Origin of the sequence: Priestia sp. JSM ZJ58, assembly GCF_044383985.1 — a bacterium.
Lineage (GTDB): Bacteria > Bacillota > Bacilli > Bacillales > Bacillaceae_H > Priestia > Priestia zanthoxyli.
In genome coordinates, this window is record NZ_JBISEM010000001.1 from 494,314 (window position 1) to 518,705 (window position 24,392).

General features: G+C 39.0%; 29 protein-coding genes. 26 read left to right on the forward strand and 3 right to left on the reverse strand.

Annotation, left to right across the window (positions count from 1 at the left end; translation table 11 throughout):
- Positions 1–5: 5 nt before the first annotated feature.
- The 15 genes from xerD (at position 6) to lysA (ending at position 12,640) form a co-directional block, all read left to right on the forward strand.
- Positions 6–899, forward strand: coding sequence for a site-specific tyrosine recombinase XerD (xerD, locus tag ACH6EI_RS02540; RefSeq protein ID WP_028411550.1), 894 nt, complete (start codon positions 6–8; stop codon positions 897–899).
- Between the two features lie 197 nt (positions 900–1,096).
- Entirely contained in the window at positions 1,097–2,278 is a 1,182-nt protein-coding gene (gene deoB, locus ACH6EI_RS02545) for a phosphopentomutase (protein WP_028411549.1), read from the forward strand.
- 16 nt (positions 2,279–2,294) lie between these two features.
- Positions 2,295–3,125: a purine-nucleoside phosphorylase gene (locus tag ACH6EI_RS02550; protein ID WP_028411548.1), complete on the forward strand. Its 831-nt coding sequence runs from the start codon at positions 2,295–2,297 to the stop codon at positions 3,123–3,125.
- Between the two features lie 116 nt (positions 3,126–3,241).
- Positions 3,242–4,408 (forward strand): D-alanyl-D-alanine carboxypeptidase family protein, encoded by a 1,167-nt coding sequence (locus ACH6EI_RS02555; protein WP_099331269.1) that lies wholly within the window; start codon positions 3,242–3,244, stop codon positions 4,406–4,408.
- A gap of 102 nt (positions 4,409–4,510) precedes the next feature.
- On the forward strand, positions 4,511–4,861 hold the full coding sequence (gene spoIIAA, locus ACH6EI_RS02560; protein ID WP_014458299.1) for an anti-sigma F factor antagonist: 351 nt from the start codon (positions 4,511–4,513) through the stop codon (positions 4,859–4,861).
- Entirely contained in the window at positions 4,861–5,304 is a 444-nt protein-coding gene (gene spoIIAB, locus ACH6EI_RS02565; RefSeq protein ID WP_013084935.1) for an anti-sigma F factor, read from the forward strand. Before spoIIAA ends, spoIIAB begins: the two co-directional genes overlap by 1 nt.
- Positions 5,305–5,316: 12 nt before the next feature.
- Positions 5,317–6,078, forward strand: a complete 762-nt coding sequence (sigF, locus tag ACH6EI_RS02570) for an RNA polymerase sporulation sigma factor SigF (RefSeq protein ID WP_013059074.1) — start codon at positions 5,317–5,319, stop codon at positions 6,076–6,078.
- A 161-nt stretch (positions 6,079–6,239) separates the two neighbouring features.
- Positions 6,240–6,860 (forward strand): stage V sporulation protein AA, encoded by a 621-nt coding sequence (locus ACH6EI_RS02575; RefSeq protein ID WP_028411546.1) that lies wholly within the window; start codon positions 6,240–6,242, stop codon positions 6,858–6,860.
- A complete protein-coding gene (locus ACH6EI_RS02580; protein ID WP_014458301.1) occupies positions 6,850–7,272 on the forward strand; it encodes a stage V sporulation protein AB in 423 nt (140 codons plus the stop codon). The genes ACH6EI_RS02575 and ACH6EI_RS02580 overlap by 11 nt, the downstream gene beginning before the upstream one ends.
- 18 nt (positions 7,273–7,290) lie before the next feature.
- Positions 7,291–7,752 (forward strand): stage V sporulation protein AC, encoded by a 462-nt coding sequence (spoVAC, locus tag ACH6EI_RS02585; protein WP_028411545.1) that lies wholly within the window; start codon positions 7,291–7,293, stop codon positions 7,750–7,752.
- A gap of 13 nt (positions 7,753–7,765) precedes the next feature.
- Positions 7,766–8,797, forward strand: coding sequence for a stage V sporulation protein AD (spoVAD, locus tag ACH6EI_RS02590; protein WP_028411544.1), 1,032 nt, complete (start codon positions 7,766–7,768; stop codon positions 8,795–8,797).
- A complete protein-coding gene (gene spoVAE / locus ACH6EI_RS02595) occupies positions 8,785–9,135 on the forward strand; it encodes a stage V sporulation protein AE (protein ID WP_013059069.1) in 351 nt (116 codons plus the stop codon). The genes spoVAD and spoVAE overlap by 13 nt, the downstream gene beginning before the upstream one ends.
- A gap of 6 nt (positions 9,136–9,141) precedes the next feature.
- Positions 9,142–9,708, forward strand: coding sequence for a stage V sporulation protein SpoVABEA (spoVAEA, locus tag ACH6EI_RS02600; RefSeq protein ID WP_014458304.1), 567 nt, complete (start codon positions 9,142–9,144; stop codon positions 9,706–9,708).
- Positions 9,701–11,182 (forward strand): spore germination protein, encoded by a 1,482-nt coding sequence (locus tag ACH6EI_RS02605; protein ID WP_028411543.1) that lies wholly within the window; start codon positions 9,701–9,703, stop codon positions 11,180–11,182. The genes spoVAEA and ACH6EI_RS02605 overlap by 8 nt, the downstream gene beginning before the upstream one ends.
- Positions 11,183–11,320: 138 nt before the next feature.
- Positions 11,321–12,640, forward strand: coding sequence for a diaminopimelate decarboxylase (gene lysA, locus ACH6EI_RS02610; RefSeq protein WP_028411542.1), 1,320 nt, complete (start codon positions 11,321–11,323; stop codon positions 12,638–12,640).
- A 47-nt stretch (positions 12,641–12,687) separates the two neighbouring features.
- On the opposite strand, the gene ACH6EI_RS02615 is transcribed toward lysA, so the two are convergent.
- Complete coding sequence (locus ACH6EI_RS02615) at positions 12,688–13,563, reverse strand: DUF1002 domain-containing protein (protein WP_014458307.1); 876 nt, start codon at positions 13,561–13,563, stop codon at positions 12,688–12,690.
- A gap of 389 nt (positions 13,564–13,952) precedes the next feature.
- Here ACH6EI_RS02615 and ACH6EI_RS02620 point away from each other — a divergent pair, with 389 nt between their 5' ends.
- Both ACH6EI_RS02620 and ACH6EI_RS02625 read left to right on the forward strand, forming a co-directional pair.
- Entirely contained in the window at positions 13,953–14,387 is a 435-nt protein-coding gene (locus tag ACH6EI_RS02620) for a peptidylprolyl isomerase (protein ID WP_013059064.1), read from the forward strand.
- 244 nt (positions 14,388–14,631) lie between these two features.
- Positions 14,632–14,985: a GNAT family N-acetyltransferase gene (locus ACH6EI_RS02625; RefSeq protein ID WP_013059063.1), complete on the forward strand. Its 354-nt coding sequence runs from the start codon at positions 14,632–14,634 to the stop codon at positions 14,983–14,985.
- Positions 14,986–15,060: 75 nt separating this feature from the next.
- Here ACH6EI_RS02625 and ACH6EI_RS02630 read toward each other — a convergent pair whose 3' ends face one another.
- Positions 15,061–15,582 carry a DUF309 domain-containing protein gene (locus tag ACH6EI_RS02630; protein WP_099331268.1) on the reverse strand — a complete coding sequence of 174 codons (522 nt, stop codon included), beginning with the start codon at positions 15,580–15,582 and terminating at the stop codon, positions 15,061–15,063.
- A gap of 132 nt (positions 15,583–15,714) precedes the next feature.
- Entirely contained in the window at positions 15,715–15,813 is a 99-nt protein-coding gene (locus ACH6EI_RS02635) for a YjcZ family sporulation protein (RefSeq protein WP_170836726.1), read from the reverse strand.
- A 198-nt stretch (positions 15,814–16,011) separates the two neighbouring features.
- Here ACH6EI_RS02635 and ACH6EI_RS02640 point away from each other — a divergent pair, with 198 nt between their 5' ends.
- The 9 genes from ACH6EI_RS02640 to ccsB all read left to right on the forward strand — a co-directional run bounded on the left by ACH6EI_RS02640 (position 16,012) and on the right by ccsB (position 24,081).
- Positions 16,012–16,767: a segregation/condensation protein A gene (locus ACH6EI_RS02640; protein ID WP_013059060.1), complete on the forward strand. Its 756-nt coding sequence runs from the start codon at positions 16,012–16,014 to the stop codon at positions 16,765–16,767.
- Entirely contained in the window at positions 16,764–17,336 is a 573-nt protein-coding gene (gene scpB / locus ACH6EI_RS02645) for an SMC-Scp complex subunit ScpB (protein WP_048019796.1), read from the forward strand. The genes ACH6EI_RS02640 and scpB overlap by 4 nt, the downstream gene beginning before the upstream one ends.
- Before the next feature lie 117 nt (positions 17,337–17,453).
- Positions 17,454–18,602, forward strand: coding sequence for a D-alanyl-D-alanine carboxypeptidase family protein (locus tag ACH6EI_RS02650; protein WP_033579737.1), 1,149 nt, complete (start codon positions 17,454–17,456; stop codon positions 18,600–18,602).
- Positions 18,595–19,194, forward strand: coding sequence for a nucleoside recognition domain-containing protein (locus ACH6EI_RS02655; RefSeq protein WP_013059057.1), 600 nt, complete (start codon positions 18,595–18,597; stop codon positions 19,192–19,194). The genes ACH6EI_RS02650 and ACH6EI_RS02655 overlap by 8 nt, the downstream gene beginning before the upstream one ends.
- Positions 19,191–19,724, forward strand: a complete 534-nt coding sequence (locus ACH6EI_RS02660; protein WP_013084923.1) for a spore maturation protein — start codon at positions 19,191–19,193, stop codon at positions 19,722–19,724. Before ACH6EI_RS02655 ends, ACH6EI_RS02660 begins: the two co-directional genes overlap by 4 nt.
- 86 nt (positions 19,725–19,810) lie before the next feature.
- On the forward strand, positions 19,811–20,536 hold the full coding sequence (locus ACH6EI_RS02665; RefSeq protein WP_028411537.1) for a pseudouridine synthase: 726 nt from the start codon (positions 19,811–19,813) through the stop codon (positions 20,534–20,536).
- A gap of 198 nt (positions 20,537–20,734) precedes the next feature.
- Entirely contained in the window at positions 20,735–21,256 is a 522-nt protein-coding gene (gene resA / locus ACH6EI_RS02670) for a thiol-disulfide oxidoreductase ResA (RefSeq protein ID WP_028411536.1), read from the forward strand.
- Positions 21,257–21,268: 12 nt separating this feature from the next.
- Positions 21,269–22,891, forward strand: coding sequence for a cytochrome c biogenesis protein ResB (resB, locus tag ACH6EI_RS02675; protein WP_028411535.1), 1,623 nt, complete (start codon positions 21,269–21,271; stop codon positions 22,889–22,891).
- A gap of 11 nt (positions 22,892–22,902) precedes the next feature.
- Positions 22,903–24,081, forward strand: a complete 1,179-nt coding sequence (gene ccsB / locus ACH6EI_RS02680; RefSeq protein WP_099331267.1) for a c-type cytochrome biogenesis protein CcsB — start codon at positions 22,903–22,905, stop codon at positions 24,079–24,081.
- Positions 24,082–24,392: the final 311 nt, after the last annotated feature.

Below are 24,392 nucleotides of genomic sequence, written 5' to 3' on the forward strand. Positions count from 1 at the left end.
GGCTATTGAATGATCAAATTCAAGATTTTATTCATTATTTAGTAGTAGAGCGGGGACTGGCGAAAAATACGATTGATTCGTATGAACGAGATTTAAAAAAGTATGCTCAATATTTAGAGCATGTAGAGCAGCTGAAATCATTTAATGAAGTAACAAGACTCCACATCGTTAATTTTCTGAAATATTTAAGTGATCAGCAAAAATCATCTAAAACGATTGCGAGACATGTGGCTTCAACTAGATCTTTTCATCAATTCTTACTAAGGGAAAAAGCAGCGGATACAGATCCATCCGTTCATATTGATACTCCGCAGCTTGAGCGCAAGCTGCCAAAAGTGCTAAATGCAGAGGAAGTAGAGGCGCTGTTAAATGTGTTTGATACTTCGACGCCTTTTGGCATACGAGACAAAGCGATGCTTGAATTGCTTTATGCTACTGGAATTCGTGTATCTGAACTCGTTAACTTAAATATTGATGATGCACATTTGACGATGGGATTTATTCGGTGTATCGGAAAAGGGAATAAAGAAAGAATTGTCCCCATCGGAAGGTTGGCAACAGAGGCGATTGAAGAGTACTTACAGCATGGCCGGAGTATTTTAACAAAGCAAAAGGAACAGGACAAAGCACTTTTTGTTAATCATCATGGAAGGCGCTTGACAAGGCAGGGGTTTTGGAAAATATTAAAAAAGTTAGCTTCTGAAGCAAAAATTGAAAAAGAATTAACTCCACATACGTTACGCCATTCGTTTGCTACTCATTTGTTAGAGAACGGCGCGGATTTGAGAGCTGTTCAAGAAATGCTCGGGCATGCGGATATTTCGACCACTCAAATTTATACACATGTCACAAAAGCACGTTTAAAAGATGTATACAATCAGTTTCACCCGCGAGCGTAGGAAGATCCCAATGTCCAGTAAGTTCATAGACATTGGTTTTTTTGATTGAAAACACTTTCATTCCTGTGTACAAAAAAATAAAAAGCGTCTATACTAATAGAGAGGTCAGACTTCTGACCAATAAGAGAAGATGGTTAAATTATTTCCAAACGGGAATTTTATAGAGAATAAATAAATTGATATTTGGAGGGAATAAAATGGCGCATACATATAAACGCGTATTTTTAGTTGTCATGGATTCAGTAGGTATCGGTGAATCACCGGATGCTGAAAAATACAATGATAAAGGTGCCGATACGTTTGGTCATATTGCAGAACACTGCAACGGTCTTCATATGCCTAATATGGCTAAGCTTGGTCTAAGCAATATCCGTGAAATTAAAGGAATTGATAAAGCCGAAAAGCCGTTGGCTTACTATACAAAAATGCAGGAAGCTTCTGCCGGAAAAGATACAATGACAGGTCATTGGGAAATTATGGGTCTTAATATTGATACGCCTTTTAATGTGTTTCCAGACGGATTTCCAGAAGAGCTGATTTCACAATTAGAAGAAAAAACAGGCCGTAAAATTATTGGAAACAAACCAGCATCTGGTACAGAAATTTTAGATGAGCTAGGAAAACAGCATATGGAAACAGGTGACTTAATCGTCTATACATCAGCAGATTCTGTTTTGCAAATTGCTGCTCATGAAGAAATTGTTCCAATTGATGAATTGTACAAAATTTGTGAGATTGCTCGTGAATTAACGCTTGATGATCCATATATGATTGGACGTGTTATCGCTCGCCCGTTTTTAGGTGAACCAGGTAACTTCACTCGTACATCCAATCGTCATGACTATGCATTAAAGCCTTTTGGACGTACAGTAATGAATGAATTAAAAGACAATGACATCGATGTTATTGCTATCGGTAAAATTTCTGATATTTACGACGGAGAAGGGGTCACAAAATCTCTTCGTACCAAGTCGAATATGGACGGCATGGATAAGCTAGTTGATACATTAAACATGGACTTCACAGGCTTAAGCTTCTTAAATTTAGTTGATTTTGATGCTCTCTATGGCCATCGCCGCGATCCACAAGGATATGGGCAAGCGCTTGAAGAATATGATGCACGCTTGGAAGAAGTATTTGATTTATTAAAAGAAGATGATTTATTGATTATTACAGCGGATCATGGAAATGACCCTGTTCATCATGGGACAGACCATACGCGTGAATACGTGCCGCTTCTTGTGTACAATAAAGGCATGAAAGAAGGAAAAGAACTTTCTATTCGTCAAACGTTTGCGGATATTGGCGCAACGGTAGCAGAAAATTTTGGCGTAGCAATGCCTAAGCATGGAAAAAGTTTTTTACAAGAGCTGAATTAAGCAGGGGGAATGGAGTATGAAAAAAGAATATATTGAAAAAGCAGCAGCATATATTAAAAATCAATCAGCTGTTACACCAACCATTGGGCTTATTTTAGGTTCTGGACTAGGGGTATTAGCTGACGAAATTGAAGGCGCGGTAAAAATTCCGTACAACGACATTCCTGAGTTCCCGGTTTCAACAGTTGAAGGTCACGCAGGTCAATTAGTAATAGGTACTATTCATGACGTACCGGTTGTAGCTATGCAAGGACGTTTTCACTTTTATGAAGGGTACGCCCTTGATAAAGTAACATTTCCAGTGCGCGTAATGAAAGAAATCGGTGTAGAAACGTTGATTGTAACGAATGCAGCAGGCGGAGTAAACGAATCCTTTAATCCAGGAGACTTAATGATTATTTCTGATCATATTAATAACTTTGGAACGAACCCTTTGATTGGACCTAATGACTCTGATTTTGGCGTAAGATTCCCGGATATGTCAACTGCTTACTGCAAGGACCTTCGTCAATTAGCGAAGAAAGTAGGAGCTGATTTAAATATCGCCTTACAAGAAGGTGTATATGTAGGAAATACAGGTCCAACATATGAAACGCCTGCTGAAGTACGAATGCTTCGCATTATCGGGGGAGACGCGGTCGGTATGTCTACAGTACCAGAAGTTATTGTAGCACGCCATGCAGGTATGAAAGTGCTAGGTATTTCTTGTATTTCTAATATGGCAGCTGGTATTTTAGATCAGCCGTTAAATCATGAAGAAGTGATTGAAACGACTGAAAAAGTAAAACAGCAGTTTTTATCGCTTGTAAAAGAAGTAGTAAAGCAACTTCCAGCTGATCAAAAATAAGAAGAAAATATGACTTCAAGCATCGAGAATTTCTCGATGCTTTTTTTATTTCGTTTAGTATAAATCGATTATACCTTGGAAAAAATAGGTTGTATAAAGAATGGAGGTTTGTGGAGATGAAGCGAACTATTGTAAAGTTACTCGTTGTCATATTTTTATTTCCACTTATGACGCAACCTGTTTTAGCCGCAGAAAAAAAGAGTTCTGAGCTTGCTGACAGTGCTAGGTCAGCTATTTTAATTGAACGGGATACAGGAAAAATTCTATACGAAAAAAATAGTAATCAAAAACTTCCCCCTGCCAGTATGACTAAAATTATGACAATGATTTTAATTATGGAGGCTTTGGATAAAGGGAAAATTACCTTAAAAGATAAAGTGCGAGCAAGTGAATATGCCGCTTCAATGGGAGGCTCACAAATCTTTTTAGAGCCCGGAGAAGAAATGACGGTAAATGATTTGCTAAAAGGGATTGCGATAGGTTCTGGTAACGATGCTTCTATGGCAATGGCTGAATATTTAGCTGGATCAGAAGAAAAATTTGTAGCAAAGATGAACCAAAAAGCGAAAGAGCTTGGTTTGACTCATACAAAATTTCAAAATCCGACAGGCCTGCCTGTAGAAAATCACTATAGTACAGCTCATGATATGGCCATGATGGGCAGAGAGCTACTAAAGTATGAAAAAATTATTAACTATACAAGTAAATACGAAGCTTATTTACGCACGGATACAGATAAGAAGTTTTGGTTAGTAAATACGAATCGCTTAGTGAAGTTTTATCCCGGGGTTGATGGACTCAAAACGGGATTTACAGGTCAAGCTAAGTATTGCCTGACAGCTACCGCTAAAAAGGGAAATATGCGTGTGTTAGCGGTTGTATTCGGTGCAAGCACGCCAAAAGATCGCAATAATCAAGTAACCAAAATGTTAGACTACGCATTCAGTCAATATACAACGAAGCCTTTATACAAAAAAGGAGACGTTATTGCCAAGATAGATGTAAACAAGGGTAGTGAAGATCAGGTAACAGCCGTTACGTCAGAGCCTATTTCTGTTTTATTGAAAAAAGGAAATGCAGCCAAAGATGTTAAAACAGAAGTGAAAATGAACGAGAAGTTAAATGCGCCTATTCAAAAAGGCGACAAAATTGGAACGTTGACCATTAAGAAGGATAACAAAGTAATGAGTTCTTCACCGCTTCTTGCAAAAGAAGATATCGATGCTGCTTCTTGGTGGAAGCTATTTAAACGTACGTTCTCTATTTTCTCTCAAACATCTTAAACAGCTAAATGTGACGAAATAGAACTAGTTTTGTCGGTGAGAAGGATTCTATTCTGTTGGCAGCGAAAGATTGACTATAAGATTTCCGAGGAGGTTTGTATAGTGAGTCTTTCAATTGAACTGGAATTCAAACAAGATGTCTTGTTGGTTCGATTAACAGGAGAATTAGATCATCATACGGCAGAAGAGCTAAGAAGCAAAATCACCCAAGCGATAGAGAAGGAATCTATCAGCCATTTGATTTTAAATCTACAGCATTTAACCTTTATGGACAGCTCTGGCTTGGGGGTTATTTTAGGGAGATACAAACAAGTTCATAATAACGGTGGGGAAATGGTTGTATGCGCTATTTCTCCCGCTGTAGAACGTTTGTTTAATATGTCAGGCTTATTTAAAATTATTCGTTTTGAACCTAATGAAGAAAACGCGCTTCAAAAATTGGGGGTGGCATAATGAAAAATCAAATGAACCTCCAATTTTCCGCGCTTAGTCAAAATGAATCGTTTGCCCGCGTCACGGTAGCATCATTTATTACACAGTTAGATCCAACAATGGATGAGTTAACAGAAATTAAAACAGTCGTATCTGAAGCAGTAACAAATGCTATTATTCACGGCTACGAAAGCAATCCGGATGGTGTGGTATATATTTCTGTGACGCTTCATGAAGACGGTGTAGTGGAGCTGATGATTCGTGATGAAGGAATTGGTATCGATAACGTGGATGAAGCAAAGCAGCCTTTATACACAACGAAACCAGATCTAGAACGCTCTGGAATGGGTTTCACCATAATGGAAAACTTTATGGACGAAATTCGAGTAGAGTCTACTGTATTAGAAGGTACGACCTTATATTTAAAAAAGCACTTAACAAATAGTAAAGCGCTATGTAATTAAGGAGACTTGCCAATGGATGTGGAGGTCAAAAAAAATAAAAACGAACCGTATTTAAAGGATCATGAAGTTAAAGACCTCATCAAGCGCAGTCAGCAAGGTGATCAAATTGCACGAGATACAATCGTCCAAAAAAATATGCGGCTCGTTTGGTCGGTTGTTCAACGTTTTATTAACCGTGGTTATGAGCCCGATGATTTATTTCAAATTGGATGTATAGGACTATTAAAGTCCGTTGATAAATTTGACCTATCGTATGATGTTAAATTTTCAACATATGCTGTTCCGATGATTATTGGTGAAATTCAGCGGTTTATTCGTGATGATGGCACGGTAAAGGTTAGCCGTTCTCTGAAAGAAATGAGCAATAAAATACGTAAAGCAAAAGATGAGCTTTCCAAATTGCTTGGACGCGTCCCTACAGTCGCTGAGGTTGCAGAACATTTGGATCTCACTCCTGAAGAAGTAGTGCTGGCTCAAGAAGCTAATCGTGCTCCTTCGTCTATTCACGAGACCGTCTATGAAAATGATGGAGATCCAATTACCCTTCTTGACCAAATTGCTGATCATACGGAAGCGAAGTGGTTTGATAAAATTGCTTTAAAAGAAGCAATTGAAGAACTTGATGAGCGTGAAAAGCTCATTGTCTATTTGAGGTATTACAAAGATCAAACTCAGTCCGAAGTGGCCGCAAGGCTAGGAATTTCTCAGGTTCAGGTATCGAGGCTTGAGAAGAAAATCTTAAAACAAATGAAGCTGCATATGAATGACACGTAATACTTAAGAAGCAATCCGTTTTGCTATTCAAAGAAGAATAGTGAAACGGATTGCTTTTTTTATTTGGTAATTAATGGTCTGTTCAGAAACGTGAATTAGAAAATTTAAGAAAATCCATACTACACGTACAGGGAGATAATGAATCGTAAGGTGTGATATGAATGGAAAACGTTCTTTATCTTAAAATGAGGCATCGTATTCAAGTAAAACCTGATGAAGCTGTAAATATTGGACAATTAGCAATGGTTATAGCAGGAGATTCTGTTCAAAAGCAAATTGAAAAGCTAATTGTCTATCAAGTAAGTATGAGTGATCGAAATATTATCATTGTTGATTTAATGAAGGTAATTGAAAAAGTTGCCTCTCAGTATCCGCACTTAGACATTCAGACGATTGGACCCGCTCAAACAATTGTAGAGGTCGTGTATAAAAAGAGACAATATTCCTTTTTGTTTTTTCTAGCTGTTTGGTTTCTTCTCTTCATCGGAGCTGCTTTAGCAATTATGAACTTTCACGAAGATGTGAGTATGAGACAAGTACATCAAAAATTGTTCTATATGCTGACCGGTCTGAGAGATAAGCAGCCTTTGCTGATTCAAGTACCTTACTCTATCGGTTTAGGGTTGGGAATGATTCTGTTTTTTAACCACGTCTTTAGAAAACGAATTAATGAAGAGCCTAGTCCTCTCGAAGTCGAAATGTTTAATTACCAGCAAGACTTAGATCAATACGTCATTATGCACGAGAATAAAGAAAGTATGAAAAAAATTGATGATCATTAACATTGTGATGACCATTGTAATTGGACTTGCGGGAGGATTGGCTGCAGGTGCTGGATTTGTAGCATTTTTAACGGTGCTGGGCATTATTCCGCGTTTGATGCAGCTGACCAAAACCATGAAATACATTCAAGCATATGAGTGGGGAGTCGTAGGTGGTGCCGTTACAGGCGGTTGGTGCAGTCTTCATCAATACACGTGGCAGTTTCCTGCGGTGCTTATTATGATCATAGGTCTAACGAGCGGTATTTTTATTGGGATGCTGGCAGCAGCGTTAACAGAAGTGCTTAATGTATTGCCGACGTTAACAAAACGAATAGGAATGGAAGGCAAGCTTATTTTATTGTTAATGGCCATTGTACTAGGCAAAGTATGCGGGTCATTATTTCATTGGATTTATTTTGTTAATCAATAAGAAAAGGATGTATGTAACATGGCAAATAATCAAAAATTAAAAGATAACTATCAAGAAAGCATTAAACCATTTCAGCCTAAACCTTCATATGTGGCAAATTGCCTAAAGGCCTTTTTGGTAGGGGGAATCATTTGTACATTAGGACAGGCAATTCAAAATTTCTATATTGCATTTTTTGACTTTAATGAAAAAAATGCAGGTAATCCTACCGTCGCAACCCTTATTTTAATATCTGCGCTCTTAACCGGGTTTGGGATATATGATCGTATTGGTCAATTCGCAGGTGCAGGTTCAGCCGTTCCTGTTACGGGTTTTGCCAATTCCATGACGAGTGCAGCGCTTGAACATCGAAGTGAAGGAATTGTTCTCGGCGTTGCGACCAACATGTTCAAGCTGGCTGGAAACGTCATTGTATTTGGAACGGTTTCGGCTTACGTTGTAGGAATCATTCGCTACCTTTTTAAAACTTATTTGCTATGAAAAGAGGGGGATTATGAGAAAAACTGGAAAGCAAACGTGGGTTTATGAAAATCCTATTTACATTAATGCTACAGGAACAGCAGTAGGGCCAAAAGAAGCAGATGGACCGTTGGGAGAAACATTTGATATTACACATAAAGATTTGCACTGTGAAGAAGACAACTGGGAGTTAGCTGAAAGAAGACTGATGACGGAGTCCATTGACTCCTGCTTGCAAAAAATAAATTTATCCTATGAAGACATTGATTTGTTTTTGGCTGGAGATTTATTAAATCAAAACGTAACGGCTAATTTTGTAGCTCGACATAACCAAATTCCATTTCTATGCATGTTTGGCGCTTGCTCCACATCAATGGAAACGCTGGCAACAGGGGCAGCTCTTGTGGATGCGGGATTTGCTAATCGTGTTATTGCATCAGCGAGCAGTCATAACGCAACCGCTGAGCGCCAATTTCGAAATCCTACCGAGTACGGAGGACAAAAACCAGATACGGCAACGGCAACTATTACGGGAGCAGGGGCAGCGCTGGTCTCGAAAGAAAAAGGTATTGTGCGTCTCACGTCTGCAACGATTGGGCGTGTAATGGATTATGGGATTAAAAACGCAAACGATATGGGTTCTGCTATGGCACCAGCTGCTGCAGATACCATTCAAAGGCATTTGGAAGACTTAAACGTCGCGCCAAGCGAGTATGATCTTATTTTAACAGGAGATTTATCTGGTGTAGGCAGTCCAATTTTAAAACAGCTGCTCAAGGACGAAGGCTACGATATATCAACCAATCATAATGATTGCGGATTAATGGTATATCGCCCCGACCAAAATGTATTTGCAGGAGGAAGCGGCTGCGGCTGCTCGGCTATTGTCACGTATGGTCATATTTTAAATGAATTAAAATCGGGAAACTTAAAGAAAGTGTTTATGGTGGCAACAGGAGCTCTTTTAAGTCCAACGATGATTCAGCAAAAAGAGTCAATTCCAACAATTGCTCATGGCGTCGTCTTAGAACATATCGGGGAGGGGGATGATCAATGGAGTATGTAATAGCTTTTGCTGTAGGAGGAATCATTTGCGTTATTGGGCAGCTGCTGCTGGATCTTGCTAAACTTACTCCAGCGCATGTTATGAGTTCGTTTGTAGTTGCGGGAGCGATTTTAGATGGATTTGGTCTTTATGATAAGTTGATTGAATTTGCTGGCGCCGGAGCGACGGTTCCAATTACAAGCTTTGGTCATTCCTTGTTGCACGGAGCGATGAAGCAAGCGGATGACCATGGATTTATCGGGATTGGGATTGGGATTTTTGAACTTACCTCCGCTGGAATTTCAGCAGCTATTTTATTTGCTTTTATTATCGCGTTAATCTTTAAACCGAAAGGATAAAAGATTATGAAAAAAAGAAGGATCATTATTGTAACCGATGGCGATGAATATGCGCGCAAAGCAATTGAGCATGTAGCTAAATCCGTTGGTGGCAGGTGCATTTCGAGGTCATATGGAAACCCTACTACGTTAACAGGTAGTCAAACGGTAGATTTAATTCTTCAAGCACCATATGATCCCGTCTTTGTGATGTTCGACGATAGCGGTTTCTTAGAGGAAGGACCTGGGGAAATTGCTTTGCTGCATGTAGCAAAGCATCCTCAAGTAGAAGTTCTTGGAGTGATTGCCGTTGCATCACGTACTCATCAAAGCGAATGGACAAGAGTGGATGTGACCATTGATCGTTTTGGGGAAATATCGCATTACGGCGTGGATAAAAGCGGAATTCAAGAGTTAGAAGTCGGACGAATTAATGGAGATACAGTTTACTGCTTGGATCAGCTCGATATTCCCTTAGTTGTAGGAATAGGAGATATCGGCAAAATGGCTAGGATGGATGATGTCAAACTGGGATGTCCTATTACTGAAAAAGCAGCAAGACTTATTTTAGAAAGGAGCGGTTCGTTTGGGTAAGCTAGCAGAGAAGAAAACAGCTATTTTTTCAAAAGTGCAAAAAAACGATCAGTGGTTCAAGGAAAACGCTAGTATGAACACAAGCTTTGATGTGGGCGTACGTAAACTGCTTATTTTGGATCGAGAAGTTCATATTTACTACGTAACGGGGCTGTGTGATAGTTCATTTATTATTGAAATTGCAAAAGTACTCATTCAAATTAATGATAATGAAGTTGAACGAGCAAAGTTAAAGGATATTGTTGAAAACCGTCTTATTCATCAGCAAGTCAAGCCTTTAAAGACGCTGGATGATGGAATGGTATCGGTTTTATCAGGACTGCTATTCGTTTTAATTGACGGTGAAGAAGTTGGCTTTGAAGTCGATGTGCGTACATATCCTGGCAGATCCCCTGAAGAAGCGGATACAGAGAAAGTGATTCGCGGAGCACGAGATGGATACACTGAAAACATCATTATCAATACAGCGTTAACAAGAAGACGAATTCGTGACGGAAGATTTCGTTTTGAAATTATGAAGGTAGGCGAACGATCAAAACTGGACGTAGCGATTGGGTACATAAATGGCGTAGCTGATCCAGGGCTGGTTAAACTGATAAAAGATGAACTGGAAGCAATTGATATAGATGGTTTGCCGATGGCTGACAAATCAATTGAAGAGTTTTTAGTCAAACAAGGAATTAATCCTTTTCCAATGGTACGCTATACAGAACGTCCGGACACAGCAGCAGCTCATGTACTGGAAGGGCATGTGATTATTATTACCGATACGTCTCCAAGCGTTATTATTACGCCAACTACGCTGTTTCATCACGTGCAGCATGCGGAAGAATACAGGCAGGCTCCTTCTGTCGGTACGTTTATCCGCTGGATACGGTTTTTAGGAATTCTTGCTTCTCTTTTCTTATTACCGTTATGGCTGTTATTTGTACTTGAGCCAGACTTGCTGCCGTCAAAATTGCAGTTTATTGGACCAAACGAAGCAACAAATATTCCAACTGTTGTTCAAATTTTCCTAGCTGATTTTGGGATTGAATTTCTGAGGATGGCGGCCATTCATACGCCGACGCCGCTTGCCACGGCGATGGGCTTGATTGCCGCTGCGCTTATTGGGCAAATTGCTATTGATGTAGGTCTTTTTGTTCCCGAGGTTATTTTGTATGTGGCTATTGCAGCAATTGGTTCATTCGCGACGCCAAGCTATGAGTTAGCGGTAGCAAATAAAATGCTGCGATTGTTTCTGTTAATTTTCGTGGCGGCCTTTCATACTCCAGGGTTTCTTATTGCGACAACGTGTATCATTCTCTACATGGCGCGACTAAAATCATTAAATACGCCTTATTTGTGGCCGTTTCTTCCATTTAATCCGCAGGCTTTGTGGCAGATTCTCATCCGCACACCGGTTCCTGGAGCGAATCCGCGACCTAGTATTGTGCATCCGCAGGATAAAGACCGCCAGCCTGCAAAACCTTAAACAAAATATGTGGTTGAAACCTGTATGAAGATGTGATAAATTTGTTTTAAATATGGAAAATAATAAATATTTAGACAGTTAGCAGCGAATTGCCGTTAACTGTCTTTTTTACACTATACACAGGAACGGGGTCTAAACATGTTTTTACACGGAACAAGTCGCATAAATAAGCAGGGGCATCTTGAAATTGGTGGAGTTGATACGGTTGAATTAGCATCAAATTTTGGGACACCCCTTTACGTATATGACGTGGCTTTAATTCGGCAGCGTGCTAGAGGATTTAAAGAAACATTTGAAAAGCATGGGGTAAAAGCACAGGTCGCTTATGCAAGCAAAGCTTTTTCGACAATTGCAATGGTCCAAGTCGTTCATGAAGAAGGTCTTTCGTTAGACGTTGTTTCGGGGGGAGAACTGTATACGGCTTTAGCAGCTGACTTTCCAAAAGAACGAATTCATTTTCACGGAAACAATAAAAGCCGAGCAGAACTAGAAATGGCCGTCAAAGAAGATGTAGGATGCATTGTAGTTGATAATTTTTATGAAATTGCATTGCTTGAGGAAATAACGGAACAGTATCAAAAAAAGATGCCTGTTCTTCTCAGATTAACACCTGGAATTGAAGCTCATACACATGATTATATCTTGACAGGGCAAGAAGACTCGAAGTTTGGATTTGATCTTCAAAACGGTCAAGCAGACGAAGCTGTGCGTCTTGTGCAAAATAGCAAGGGGCTAGAACTTTTAGGTATTCACTGTCATATAGGATCGCAAATTTTTGAAACAACGGGATTTATTATGGCGACTCAAAAGCTTTTTGCAAAAATGAAAGAGTGGAAACAACGTATAAAATTTGTTCCGCAAGTATTAAATTTAGGCGGGGGTTTTGGCATTCGTTATACGGAAGAAGATCAGCCTATCCCTGTTTCTCAGTATGTGGAGGTTATTATAGAAGAGGTCAAAAAGCAGTCCAAACAGTTAGAAGTAGAAATTCCTGAAATTTGGATTGAGCCCGGGCGCTCTCTTGTAGGAGATGCTGGAACGACCCTGTATTCAATCGGTTCTCGTAAACACGTACCGAATGTACGTGAATATGTAGCGATTGATGGAGGCATGAACGACAATATTCGTCCCGCACTGTATCAAGCGAAATATGAAGCGGTCATTGCCAATCGAATGAATGATGAGAGTGATGAGCTCGTATCCATCGCAGGTAAGTGCTGCGAATCGGGGGATATGCTGATGTGGGATGTACATCTTCCAAAAGCAAACCCAGATGATTTATTAGCGATGTTTTGTACAGGCGCATACGGTTATTCTATGGCAAGTCACTATAACCGTTTGCCAAAGCCAGCTGTCGTGTTCGTAGAAGATGGAGAAGCACAGCTAGTCGTAAAACGCGAAACGTATGAAGACATTGTAAAAAATGACGTGAAATACAAAGTGACGGTAAAAAAGTAACGAGTGATTAACGTAAAAAAAGAGCCTCTTGTTCAAGAGGCTCTTTTTTATGAGAATAACGATTTAATAGCATCAATAATATCAACAAAGAATTGCTTTAATTTATCAAGAAATGATTGGCCTTCTTCTGACTGAAGAAATGTTGTTACTTTTTCCTTTGTCGCAGAAAGCTGGTCTTTTACTTGGTTCCAATCGATGTTCATATCTTTTAACCGATTGAAAAAGTCAACCAGTGTATTAAGCTCTGAATCTGTTAATTTAATACCTAAATCATCAGCCACGCGCTGAATTAACGTGCGTAAATCGTCCTTTGTTTGAGGATTTTCTTTAGCAATTTCTTCTTTAATCGTTGCCATAAACTGCGCTGCTTTTTCTTTACCGATTTTTTCACCAAGTTCAGATGTTTGGACCATCTCTTCGTTGGCTGCTTTTTTTACTTCTTCTGGGATTTTTTGATCTGTTTGAACTTCATATGCTTTCATAATACCTGTTAAAGCGGCTGTACCAGATACTTCAAATGGAGCAGTAATCTGGATTTTTGCATCTTTAACGCCGGCGGTCATTAAAGCATTAATATACATGTCATCTGTAATACCATTAATATTTTGAGTTGATACGCTTAAACCAGAATCTTTTGAGCCAAGGGTAATACTAGAAGATGAAATAGCACGAGATCCAATAGTAGCCTTTGGAATAAAGTCACCTAAGTATTCATGCTCTTCTTGGTTTGTCACGGTTACTGTTTGAGCATTGCTTGGTGCATCAAGGTCATTTAATACCTGTTGCTTCTGAGAGCTGGTTAAGTCCTGACCTAATGTAATAATCACATCGCCCGGAGCAGCATCTGCAAAACTTTTTAAGGGTGCGGTTAGGAATAGAAGAAGACCTAATGTCACCATCATTGCTTTTATCGTTAATTTCAAACCTTTTTCCTCCTTTAATCCCATACTTGCCCTATTATAATACGGGCAGGTCTGAAGTAACAGAGTCAATTCATCATTTTCCCATAAATCAGTCTAGAGGCGTAGATTTCTATATAAAATGAAATCTATGTATCTCCATCACTGTATTAGACGGATGATACTATAAAAAGTTTCATCTCACAACTATTATTTTTTATTTAGAGCCCTACGAGAAGAAAGTTAAAAAGTGCATTCATTGAATTCATGAGCTTGTTTGTAGTAGAATAGAGTGAGTTTATAAATGTAAGTGTTCTGCCTCTAGGTGGCATTTACAACTTTTACGTTTTGCCGCTTTGACGGGGAAGATAGAGCCTGTAGCGGTACTAATACATATATTGGAGGTCATTTATATGAAAAAAGCAAGTATTTTAATGGAAAATGGTGAAAAAATTCTAATCGATTTATTTCCGAACGAAGCACCAGGAACAGTAGAAAACTTTGAAAAGTTAGCTAATGAAGGATTCTACAACGGCGTAACGTTCCACCGCGTTATCCCTGGATTTGTTTCTCAAGGAGGAGACCCAACTGGTACAGGTGCTGGCGGCCCTGGCTATTCAATTAAATGTGAAACAGAAGGAAACCCTCACAAACACGAAGCGGGTTCTCTATCAATGGCGCATGCTGGTAAAGACACAGGCGGCAGTCAGTTCTTTCTTGTTCATGAGCCACAGCCTCATTTGAACGGTGTTCACACTGTATTTGGAAAAGTAACAGAAGGACTTGATACAGTGTTGAAAATGAAAAATGGCGACGTAATGAAAGAAGTAAAAGTCTGGGAAGAATAAGAGCATACTGCTATAAATGGATATCAGCTAATAAAACGTCATAACAACCTTTTACAGGGGGTTACGGCGTTTTTTCTTCGCGCAACAGCTCAAAAAGCGTAATAGATTAGGTTTCTCATACACGCGTGACATATGACAAGTTTTTGTGTAATATTGCTATTTACTTATAAATTTTGTATGATAAAAGCAGTAAAAAACGCAGCGCATTAATTTGTAGGAAAGTTTGAGGACGAGGGAGAATCGTATGCTTATTCGCTATAAACGAAACTATGAAAAAATTGCCATGGGTCTTCTATCGTTTGTACCTACGGAAAAAGATTTAAAAAAACTTCAACAAACGATGAAAGAATATGAGCAAAACGAACATTGGCAGCTGTATCTTTGGAAGCAAGAAGAAGATATTATTGGAATTGTTGGCATTTCCATGCTCGATAAAAGTTTGATTGAGGTTCAACACGTCAGTGTAAACCCTTCACACCGCCAACAGGGCATTGGCAAAAAAATGATTAAAGCTCTTAAAGAAATGTATACGACTGCACAAATTAAGCCGAGTGAAATCATCGCTCCTTTTTATGAAAAGTGTCAGGCGGATGAATAAAGAAAAGCATGATTAGTTGAGGTGCGAAAGCGTCTTTCACATCTTAGTCATCATAAAACAACAGGTAGCTTCTAGCTACCTGTTGTTTTGTTTTGCCAATAAGTTCGCTTGTCTTTCCGCAATCACACCTGAACGATCTCGCGTACTGTGACGATGAACAATCGCATCATTTTGTAGATTAGAAGCTGATAACCAGACAAGCTGTTTATCAGTGCTTCTTTGTTTGCAAGCTCGTAATAATGCTGGATCTTCAATAGGTAAGTTAATGCTTTTATATGGCTGATAGGTATCGATTAAAGCTAATTGTTTGCGAAGAAGTTTAAGCAGTGAAGGATAATTAAGTCCAAGCTGTGCAATATTTTCTTCTTCCTTCGTTAAAATTGCCAGCGCCTTTTGCATCGTTCTTTTGGCTCCCGCGAAATTTTGACGTCGATGATGATAGAGTGAAACAGCAATTTGAATAAGGCCAACCCAAATAATATTGCGGTGTCCTCTTTCGTCTTTTTTCCAGTGTTCTTCTAGCAGTTCATGGCATTCAAAGTAATCCCGGTCGCCATGAAAATGAACTAAATAATCAATATAGGCTTGTGAATACAATCTTGTTCCCTCCTGGTAAGACTCTATATGTAGTGTATCACAAAAATTAGCTATTCATCAGCGCTGTGCCTTTAAAGAGACAAACGTGCTCAAGGTATGGCGAACACGTTTGTTTTTATTCAATATGTGTGGTTAGAAGCGTAAGCAAGAACAACCAACAATAATTAATAAAATAAACAGTACAACAATTAAAGCGAAACCGCTACCGTATCCACAAGATTTTTCACCCATGCGAGTTCCTCCTTCAGCCATTTGAAAATGTTATTACCTTGACATCATATGTATGTTTAAACTTTTTGTATGGGCAAATGACCTATTTTTACGTTAATTTGTATTGGACATGTGTCTATAATCCTCTATACTAATGATAGTAACGTTATATAAAGCAGCAGAAATGATAAGCAATTGAAAAGTGTTGGTGAGATAAAAGTGGAGTACAGTGTAAAAGTAGATGCGTTTGAAGGACCTTTAGATCTTCTTCTGCATTTAATTAACCGATTTGAAATTGATATTTACGATATCCCAGTAGCGACAATTACTGAGCAATATATGATGTTTATACATACAATGAATGAGCTTCAGCTAGACGTTGCCAGTGAGTATCTAGTCATGGCAGCAACTTTGCTTCAAATTAAAAGTAAAATGCTTCTGCCTACGTATGAAGAAGATATGGATGAAATTGAAATGGTCGATGAAGAAGATCCGCGTGAAGAATTGATGCAGCGCTTAATTGAATATCGAAAGTTTAAAGAAGCGGCAGTAGAGCTTCAAAAGCTGGAAGAAGACCAAAGTCATGTGTATACAAAACCTCCAAGTAATGTGCAAATAAATGCAGAAGAACGTACGCAGCCTCAGGACGAAGGGTTGGATATATCACTGTATGATATGCTAAGTGCTTTTCAAAAGTTAATGAAACGAAAGCAAAACAAAAAGCCTATGCAGACGAAAATAGCAAGACAAGATATTCCAATTGACAAGCGCATGAGTGAAATTGTGAATGAATTAAAAGCCTTTAAAGGGAAAAAAAGTTTTTATCAGCTGTTTCCTTATCAAGAGCGTGATCATATTGTTGTAACGTTTTTAGCTGTGCTGGAATTAATGAAAGAAAATGAAATCGTTGTGGAACAGCAGCACAATCTAGACGAGCTTTATGTATCGTATCGAGAAAGGAATGAAGAGGAATGACAACGAATAATCTACAGGCTATTATTGAGAGCTTACTTTTTGTTTCTGGTGATGAAGGTCTGTCTATTAGCCGGTTAGCTGAGATTATAGAAAAGCCTCATGAAGACATTCAAGGTGCTTTGGAAAGCTTAGAGCAAGAGTGTAAGTTCAGAGGAGTTACACTTGTTGAAATAGGCGGGGCCTATCAGCTTGTTACAAAAAAAGAGCATGCACCATATATTGAGAAGCTCGTAGAAGCTCCTGCTAATCAATCATTGTCACAAGCAGCGCTTGAAACGTTAGCTATTGTAGCTTATAAGCAGCCAATTACAAGAGCTGAAATCGAAGAGATTCGCGGAGTGAAAACGGAAAGACCTCTTCAAACTTTAATTGGAAAGGTTCTGTTAAAAGAAGTGGGACGAGCGGAAGGCGCAGGGCGTGCCATCTTATACGGAACGACAAAAGAATTTTTAGGCTATTTTGGGCTTAAAAGTATCGAAGAGCTGCCGCCGCTTCCAGAAGATTTGTTACAAGAAGGAACCGATCAAGAGGCAGATTTATTTTTTCAATCGTTTCAAGAAATGAAGTGAAACCGTAAAAGAACATAGAGTTTTTCTATGTTCTTTTTTGTATGGACAAATCTTTTCATTCATAACCAAAAAAGACGAGCATAAACTTGTACAAACAGGTAGAGGGACGGGGATGACATGAAAAGAAGCAAAAAAAGTATCATCTATCTATTTATTGTATTGCTATGTCTCAGCGGTTGGCCTTCCGTATCATCTGCAGCAGGGAGTGTAAGTGCTCATAGTGCTATTTTGATGGAACAGAAGTCAGGAAGAGTGTTATACGCTAAAAATGCAGATCAAGTTAGCCGAATTGCTAGCATCACAAAAATTATGACAGCAATACTGGCGATTGAATCTGGCAAAATAAATAAAAAAGTTACCGTTAGCCACAACGCAGTTGGCGTTGAAGGTTCTTCTGTGTATTTAGTTGAAGGTGAAAAAATAAAATTAAAAGATTTAGTGTATGGCTTGATGCTTCGCTCAGGTAATGATGCTGCTGTAGCTATCGCAGAAGCCGTTGGAGGAAGCGAAGATGGATTTGTTTATTTGATGAATAAAAAAGCAGAAGAAATTGGCATGACGAATACAACATTTCAAAATCCGCATGGATTAGACGATCATGAAAATCATCGCTCAACAGCGCACGATATGGCTCTGCTTATGCGCTATGCAATGAATAATAAAATTTTCAAAGAGATTTCAGGAACAAAAGTCTATCGAATGAAGCACCCTGAAGAGAAATGGGATCGAGTGTGGAAAAACAAAAATAAACTGCTGACAACACTATATGCATACTGTACTGGCGGAAAAACAGGATATACAAAATTAGCAAAACGAACGCTTGTGACAACTGCTACAAAAGATGGAATGGATTTAATCGCCGTAACGATAAATGCGCCAGATGATTGGAACGATCACATTTCCATGTATGAAAATGCATTTGATAAATATGATATGACCAGTTTAGCTGCAAAAGGCGAATTGGCAGATATAAAAGATTCTTTCTATAAAGATCAGTTGTATATTAAACGAAATGTCGTCTATCCTCTTACAAAGAAAGAACAGAGCTCTGTAGAAGTGAAAACAACGTTAATTCAGCCTAAAAAGCAGTGGGAAGAAACAGGGAAAGTTCCTAATGTTGTAGGGAAGCTCGATATTTATAGAAGTGGAGAAACGATTGACAGTGTTCCTATTTATTTCGAAAAGCAGGCCGAGCAGCAAGAAGGTTTCTTTAATCGAGTGAAGCGATTAATGTTTATTCAGTCTGGAGCCAAAACAGATGGTTAATATTATTTGGATGCTGCTGACCATTATCGGAATTGTTTTTGCAATTATAAATGGGAAAATTGGTGATGTAAACAAAGCAATTTTTCAAGGAGCAGGCGAAGCGGTGACCATCAGCATTGGATTAATCAGCGTGCTGGTCTTTTGGTTAGGTATGATGAATATTGCTCAAAGTGCAGGGCTTCTCGACAAGTTAGCGAAACTATTTCGACCCATTATTACTAGACTTTTCCCTGATGTTCCAAAAGATCATCCGGCCTTAGGATACATATTGTCCAATATGATGGCGAATATGTTTGGGCTGGGGAATGCGGCAACTCCTCTTGGTATTAAAGCGATGGAGCAGCTTAAAAAACTGAACGGCGACAGAGACGAAGCAAGCCGTTCTATGATCACACTTTTAGCACTTAACACAACCAGTTTAACGCTTATACCGACCACAGTTATTGCCATTCGAATTACGTATAACTCGGCTAATCCTACTGAAATTGTGGGTACTACGCTTTTAGCAACTGTTGTAGCTACGATAGGAGCTATCATCATCGATCGCTTCTTTTATTATCGACGTACGCGAAAAGGAGGAAAACGAAAATGACGATGCTTAATCAAGTATCATTGATGTTTATTCCTCTTATCGTAGGCTGTATTTTACTTTATGGAACCTACAAAAAAATTCCTACGTATGAAAAGTTTGTAGAGGGAGGGAAAGACGGATTACAAATTGCTTTTTCCATCATTCCTTACTTAGTCGGCATGTTAGTGAGCATCTCTATTTTTCGAGCTTCAGGAGCCCTTGATTTTTTCTTATCTGTTTTAAAACCTATGCTGCAAGCAGTCGGCGTTCCGGCTGAAATTGTACCTTTAGCTCTTATTAAACCGATATCTGGAACGGCTGCCCTTGGTATCACAACGGATCTAATTTCTACATATGGACCTGATTCTTTTATCGGTCGTTTGGCATCGACCATGCAGGGAAGTACAGATACCACGTTTTATATTTTAACGGTTTATTTCGGAGCAGTAGGTATTAAAAAAATGGGAGATGCGCTGAAGGTTGGTTTACTGGCGGATTTGGTAGGGATTATTGCATCAGTTGTGATCGTAATCCTTGTATTTGGCCGGTAAGAAATCGAAAATTCTACCTCTGTGTGGCAAATAGACTTGTGTATTACTTCGTAAACAAGTAAGATGTTACAAGAGGTGAAGTGTTAATGGAACGATTACAAAAAGTGATTGCTCACGCAGGTGTAGCATCAAGACGTAAAGCTGAAGAATTAATCGGCCAAGGCCGAGTGAAAGTAAATGGAAAAGTTGTAAAAGAATTGGGCACGAAAGTAGGTCCTAACGATAAAATTGAAGTAGACGAAGTGCCGGTAGAAAGCGAAGCGCCCGTTTATTTTATGCTATACAAACCAAGAGGCGTGATTTCAGCTGCTAACGACGACAAAGGAAGAAAAACAGTCGTTGACTTCTTTCCGCATGTAGAAGAAAGAATTTACCCGATTGGACGTCTGGACTATGATACGTCGGGTCTACTTCTTTTAACAAATGATGGTGAATTTGCTAATCAGCTAATGCACCCGAAATTTGAAGTGGATAAAGTGTATGTAGCTAAAATTAAAGGAATCCCAAGTCGTGAAAGCATCAGACAGCTGCAACGCGGAGTGATGCTTGAAGACGGAAAAACAGCACCAGCTCGTGCAAAAGTTCTTTCCATTGATAAAAGCAAGCAGACGGCGATCGTAGAACTGACGATTCACGAAGGGAAAAATCGTCAAGTACGTCGCATGTTCGATGCAATCGGACATTCTGTATTAAAGTTAAAACGTGAGCGCTACGGACCTTTAGACTTACGCGGATTAAATGCAGGAGAAGCACGCGAGCTTACGGCTCATGAAGTCAAACAATTATATTCAATGTCTCAAACAGGTAAGTAATTTTCACTTACCTGTTTTTTTTATGAAAAATGTCGTGAATTAGAAAATCAAGCAAGGTTTTTTGAAAAAATGTCGAACTTGTAGAATGAGAGGAAGACTTCACAGAAACGTCGAAATATTATCGGAAAGCCACTACCAAAAAAATGATATAATGGTAGAAAAAAAGCGTATTGAAAGCGGTTAAAAGGAGTTCGTGCTATGAAAAAAAAGCGCTTGATTATTCGAACAGTTATATTAGCAGTTTTACTGTGCGCGGTTGGATATACCCTTTATGCTCAATTTTTTGCTGATAAACAAAAGGTATCGGTAGGAGATGAGGCACCTGACTTTATATTAAGAGATATTAATGGAGAAACTCATCAGCTATCAGATTACAAAGGCAAAGGAGTTTTTTTGAATTTTTGGGGAACATGGTGCAAGCCCTGTAAACAAGAGATGCCGGCGATGGAAAAGCAGTATGCAGCATATAAAAAGCAAGGCGTTGAAATTTTAGCTGTTAACGTTGCAGAAACGAATATAGCGGTAGAGCAGTTTGCTAAACAGTATGGGCTATCTTTTCCAATTTTGATGGATAAAGATTCACAAGTGTTGGGTGCGTACGGGATAGATCCTCTTCCGACTACGTTTTTAATTGATAAAAACGGAAAGATTGTAGACAGCTTTATTGGCGGATTAGAAGAATCTAAAATAAAAGAATATATGGAAGAAATTAAACCATAGGGAGTGTTGACAATGAAACACGTAAAATGTGAATGTGGACACGTTAACCCGCATGGTACGATTTTGTGTGAAGCCTGTGGTAAACCAATTGCAGAAGAAACAACTGAAAAATTAGTAGATATGCGTTATGAAGGAAGCGCAAGGCGATCGCAAACGTACAATAAAACAGTTATCGATAAAATATGGAATTTTTTCTCTTCTGTAAAGGTAGGCATTTGGATCATTATTGTGACGCTTGTTGCGTCTGCAGTCGGAACCATTTATCCTCAAGAAGCTTACATACCTCCTAATGTGACAGCAGGTGAGTATTATCAAAAGGAATATGGATGGACAGGAGAGCTTTATTATAAGTTAGGTTTTCATCATCTCTATGAATCGTGGTGGTACTTGCTTTTAATTGCTGCTTTAGGAATGTCGTTAGTCATTTGCAGTTTAGATCGAGTAGTGCCTTTGTACCGAGCTCTAAAAAAGCAGAGTGTAACAAAACATCCAAACTTCTTAAAGAGACAGCGTTTATACAGCACTTCATCATCGTGGACGGATCAAGATTATGAACATGTAAAAAGCATGCTGAAAAAAAGAAGATACTCTATTCGCGAAGAAAAGGGCAATCTGCTGGCTGAAAAAGGACGCTTCTCAAGATGGGGTCCATACGTTAATCATATCGGTCTCATTATCTTTTTACTAGGTGCTATGCTTAGATTTGTACCAGGTATGTATATAGATGAAGTTCTTTGGATCCGTGAAGGTGAAACAAAAGTTATTCCTGGGACGAACGGAGAGTATTTTTTGAAAAACCATCGTTTTACTGTGGAAACGTATGATAAAGATAGCGAAAGCGCCGTGTTTCAAGAAGCAATTGATCGTGCAGGGAATAATAAAGTAGCCAAAAAATATGAAGCGGATGTTAGTCTGTATAAGCGCGAAGGAAAGCTTATACCGGGAGCAGATCCAAAGCTAAAGAAAATAAAAGATTCAGAGATTCGTGTGAATCAGCCGCTTAAGTTTGAAGGATATGCCATGTACCAAGTGGACTTCAAGTTAAATGAGTTTAGCTCTATGTCTTTCCATTTAACAGATAAAAATGCAAATAAAAACGTTGGTTCACTTACAGTAGATTTACATAATCCAAAAGCAACATATGATTTAAAAAACGGATATAAAGTCAAGCTCATGAGCTACTTTCCAGACTTTTTCTTTGATGATGAAGGAAACCCAAATACAAAAACAAGAGTGCCTAACAACCCGGCTTTTGTATTTAAAATGATTACGCCTCAGCATAAAAAAGGCGAAGTTGCTTTTGTTGGAATTAGAGAGAACTTGGAACCGCTAGGAAATAACGATTATAAAATGACCTTTGCTGGTGTGGAAACGAAAAATGTAACGGGATTAACCGTTCGCAGAGACTATACGCTTTGGTTTTTAGGGATTGGCGGAGCCATCTTTATGATTGGTGTGATTCAAGGGATGTATTGGAATCATCGCCGCATGTGGATTCAAAAAGTCAATAATGAGATATGGTTGGCCGCACATACAAATAAAAACTGGTATGGTCTTAAAAAAGAATTAAATGGTTTATTAGAATCCACATCCCTCACACAGCTGAAGGACCAAAATGATAAAGAAACAAAATAGGAGGAAAAAGCATGGATTACGCGAGTATAAGTAGTAATTTACTGTATGTGGCGTTTATTGCTTATTTAGTTGCAACCTTTTTTTTCGGAGGAGCTATTCGAGATAAGCGAGCAGCTCAAAAGAAAACAAAGTGGGCAACGTTTGGAATTGCGGTTACCATCATCGGTTTTATTGCACAGATTGGCTATTTCATTACAAGATGGATTGCATCAGGCCACGCTCCTGTTAGTAATTTATTTGAATTTACGACGTTTTTTGGCATGATGCTTGTTGGCGCATTTATTGTTATTTACTTTATTTATCGTCTTAGCATGCTTGGACTTTTTGCCTTGCCGGTGGCTCTTTTAATCATTGCTTATGCAAGCATGTTTCCAACTGAAATTACGCCGCTGATACCAGCTCTCCAGACGAATTGGCTGCATATTCACGTTACAACCGCAGCTACGGGTGAAGCCGTGCTTTCCATTAGCTTTGTTGCAGGATTGATTTATTTAATCAAAACAATTGATCAATCCAAGCGAAATAAAAAAGCATTTTGGCTGGAATTCATCCTGTATACGCTTATTAGTACGCTTGGGTTTGTAGCGGTGACGCTGGCTTTTAATGCGGCTCACTACGAGTCATCATTTAATTGGGTTAATAAAAGTGGCGAACAAGAGCAAGTCGTATATCATATGGTTCCGCTAGTGGGGCCTCATCAAAGTGAGTGGACAGACGGGAACGACATAAAGCCGCTTGTTGATATGCCGGCTATTATCAATGCTAAAAAATTAAATACGGTTATTTGGTCGTTAGCCGGTGGGTTTGTCTTATATTGGCTGATTCGTCTTATTTTACGGAAGCGAATTGGAGCCGCACTGCAGCCGCTTGTGAAGCAGGTAAACAGCGACTTGCTTGATGAAGTAAGCTACAGAGCAGTGGCGATTGGATTTCCTATTTTTACATTAGGAGCACTTATTTTCGCTATGATTTGGGCTCAGATGGCCTGGACGCGCTTTTGGGGATGGGACCCCAAAGAGGTGTGGGCGCTGATCACCTTTTTATTTTATGCCGCTTTTCTTCATCTTCGGCTGTCTAAAGGATGGCACGGTGAAAAATCAGCTTGGCTGGCAGTTGGCGGATTTGCCATCATCATGTTCAACTTAGTGGCCGTGAACCTAGTTATTGCAGGTTTACATTCATATGCGTAACCTTTAAAAATAGAATAGAGGCTGAAATAAAGATATTTTAGTTGAAGAAGATCCGAACGATGAGTTGAGATTCTTGATGGAGAATCACATTTGTTCGGATTTTTTTATTTGCATGGTGAACGGAGGCTTCATATATGTAGTTGCTTCTAGCTCCTGTATTTTATTTGTCCATCTGTAGATTGGATGGATTTCGATATGTCTCAACCTCTTTTTTGAGGAAAAAAGCTATTTTTCATAAAGGTGTTCACGAATTGTCACATTGTTTGGGTAACATAAGTAGAACTCGCCGGTTTTTTTTTGTACACTAAGAC

Excerpts from the sequence above, each read along its gene's own strand:
- ACH6EI_RS02575 (WP_028411546.1), top strand. The coding sequence starts at position 6,240 with ATGGAAAACGTTCTTTATCTTAAAATGAGGCATCGTATTCAAGTAAAA.
- ACH6EI_RS02550 (WP_028411548.1), top strand. The coding sequence starts at position 2,295 with ATGAAAAAAGAATATATTGAAAAAGCAGCAGCATATATTAAAAATCAA.
- ACH6EI_RS02665 (WP_028411537.1), top strand. The coding sequence starts at position 19,811 with ATGGAACGATTACAAAAAGTGATTGCTCACGCAGGTGTAGCATCAAGA.
- deoB (WP_028411549.1), top strand. The coding sequence starts at position 1,097 with ATGGCGCATACATATAAACGCGTATTTTTAGTTGTCATGGATTCAGTA.
- spoVAE (WP_013059069.1), top strand. The coding sequence starts at position 8,785 with ATGGAGTATGTAATAGCTTTTGCTGTAGGAGGAATCATTTGCGTTATT.
- ACH6EI_RS02620 (WP_013059064.1), top strand. The coding sequence starts at position 13,953 with ATGAAAAAAGCAAGTATTTTAATGGAAAATGGTGAAAAAATTCTAATC.
- ACH6EI_RS02580 (WP_014458301.1), top strand. The coding sequence starts at position 6,850 with ATGATCATTAACATTGTGATGACCATTGTAATTGGACTTGCGGGAGGA.
- ACH6EI_RS02635 (WP_170836726.1), bottom strand. The coding sequence starts at position 15,813 with ATGGGTGAAAAATCTTGTGGATACGGTAGCGGTTTCGCTTTAATTGTT.
- ACH6EI_RS02625 (WP_013059063.1), top strand. The coding sequence starts at position 14,632 with ATGCTTATTCGCTATAAACGAAACTATGAAAAAATTGCCATGGGTCTT.
- sigF (WP_013059074.1), top strand. The coding sequence starts at position 5,317 with ATGGATGTGGAGGTCAAAAAAAATAAAAACGAACCGTATTTAAAGGAT.
- ACH6EI_RS02555 (WP_099331269.1), top strand. The coding sequence starts at position 3,242 with ATGAAGCGAACTATTGTAAAGTTACTCGTTGTCATATTTTTATTTCCA.
- lysA (WP_028411542.1), top strand. The coding sequence starts at position 11,321 with ATGTTTTTACACGGAACAAGTCGCATAAATAAGCAGGGGCATCTTGAA.
- spoIIAB (WP_013084935.1), top strand. The coding sequence starts at position 4,861 with ATGAAAAATCAAATGAACCTCCAATTTTCCGCGCTTAGTCAAAATGAA.
- ccsB (WP_099331267.1), top strand. The coding sequence starts at position 22,903 with ATGGATTACGCGAGTATAAGTAGTAATTTACTGTATGTGGCGTTTATT.
- ACH6EI_RS02650 (WP_033579737.1), top strand. The coding sequence starts at position 17,454 with ATGAAAAGAAGCAAAAAAAGTATCATCTATCTATTTATTGTATTGCTA.
- spoVAC (WP_028411545.1), top strand. The coding sequence starts at position 7,291 with ATGGCAAATAATCAAAAATTAAAAGATAACTATCAAGAAAGCATTAAA.
- ACH6EI_RS02660 (WP_013084923.1), top strand. The coding sequence starts at position 19,191 with ATGACGATGCTTAATCAAGTATCATTGATGTTTATTCCTCTTATCGTA.
- spoVAD (WP_028411544.1), top strand. The coding sequence starts at position 7,766 with ATGAGAAAAACTGGAAAGCAAACGTGGGTTTATGAAAATCCTATTTAC.
- resA (WP_028411536.1), top strand. The coding sequence starts at position 20,735 with ATGAAAAAAAAGCGCTTGATTATTCGAACAGTTATATTAGCAGTTTTA.
- spoVAEA (WP_014458304.1), top strand. The coding sequence starts at position 9,142 with ATGAAAAAAAGAAGGATCATTATTGTAACCGATGGCGATGAATATGCG.
- resB (WP_028411535.1), top strand. The coding sequence starts at position 21,269 with ATGAAACACGTAAAATGTGAATGTGGACACGTTAACCCGCATGGTACG.
- ACH6EI_RS02655 (WP_013059057.1), top strand. The coding sequence starts at position 18,595 with ATGGTTAATATTATTTGGATGCTGCTGACCATTATCGGAATTGTTTTT.
- scpB (WP_048019796.1), top strand. The coding sequence starts at position 16,764 with ATGACAACGAATAATCTACAGGCTATTATTGAGAGCTTACTTTTTGTT.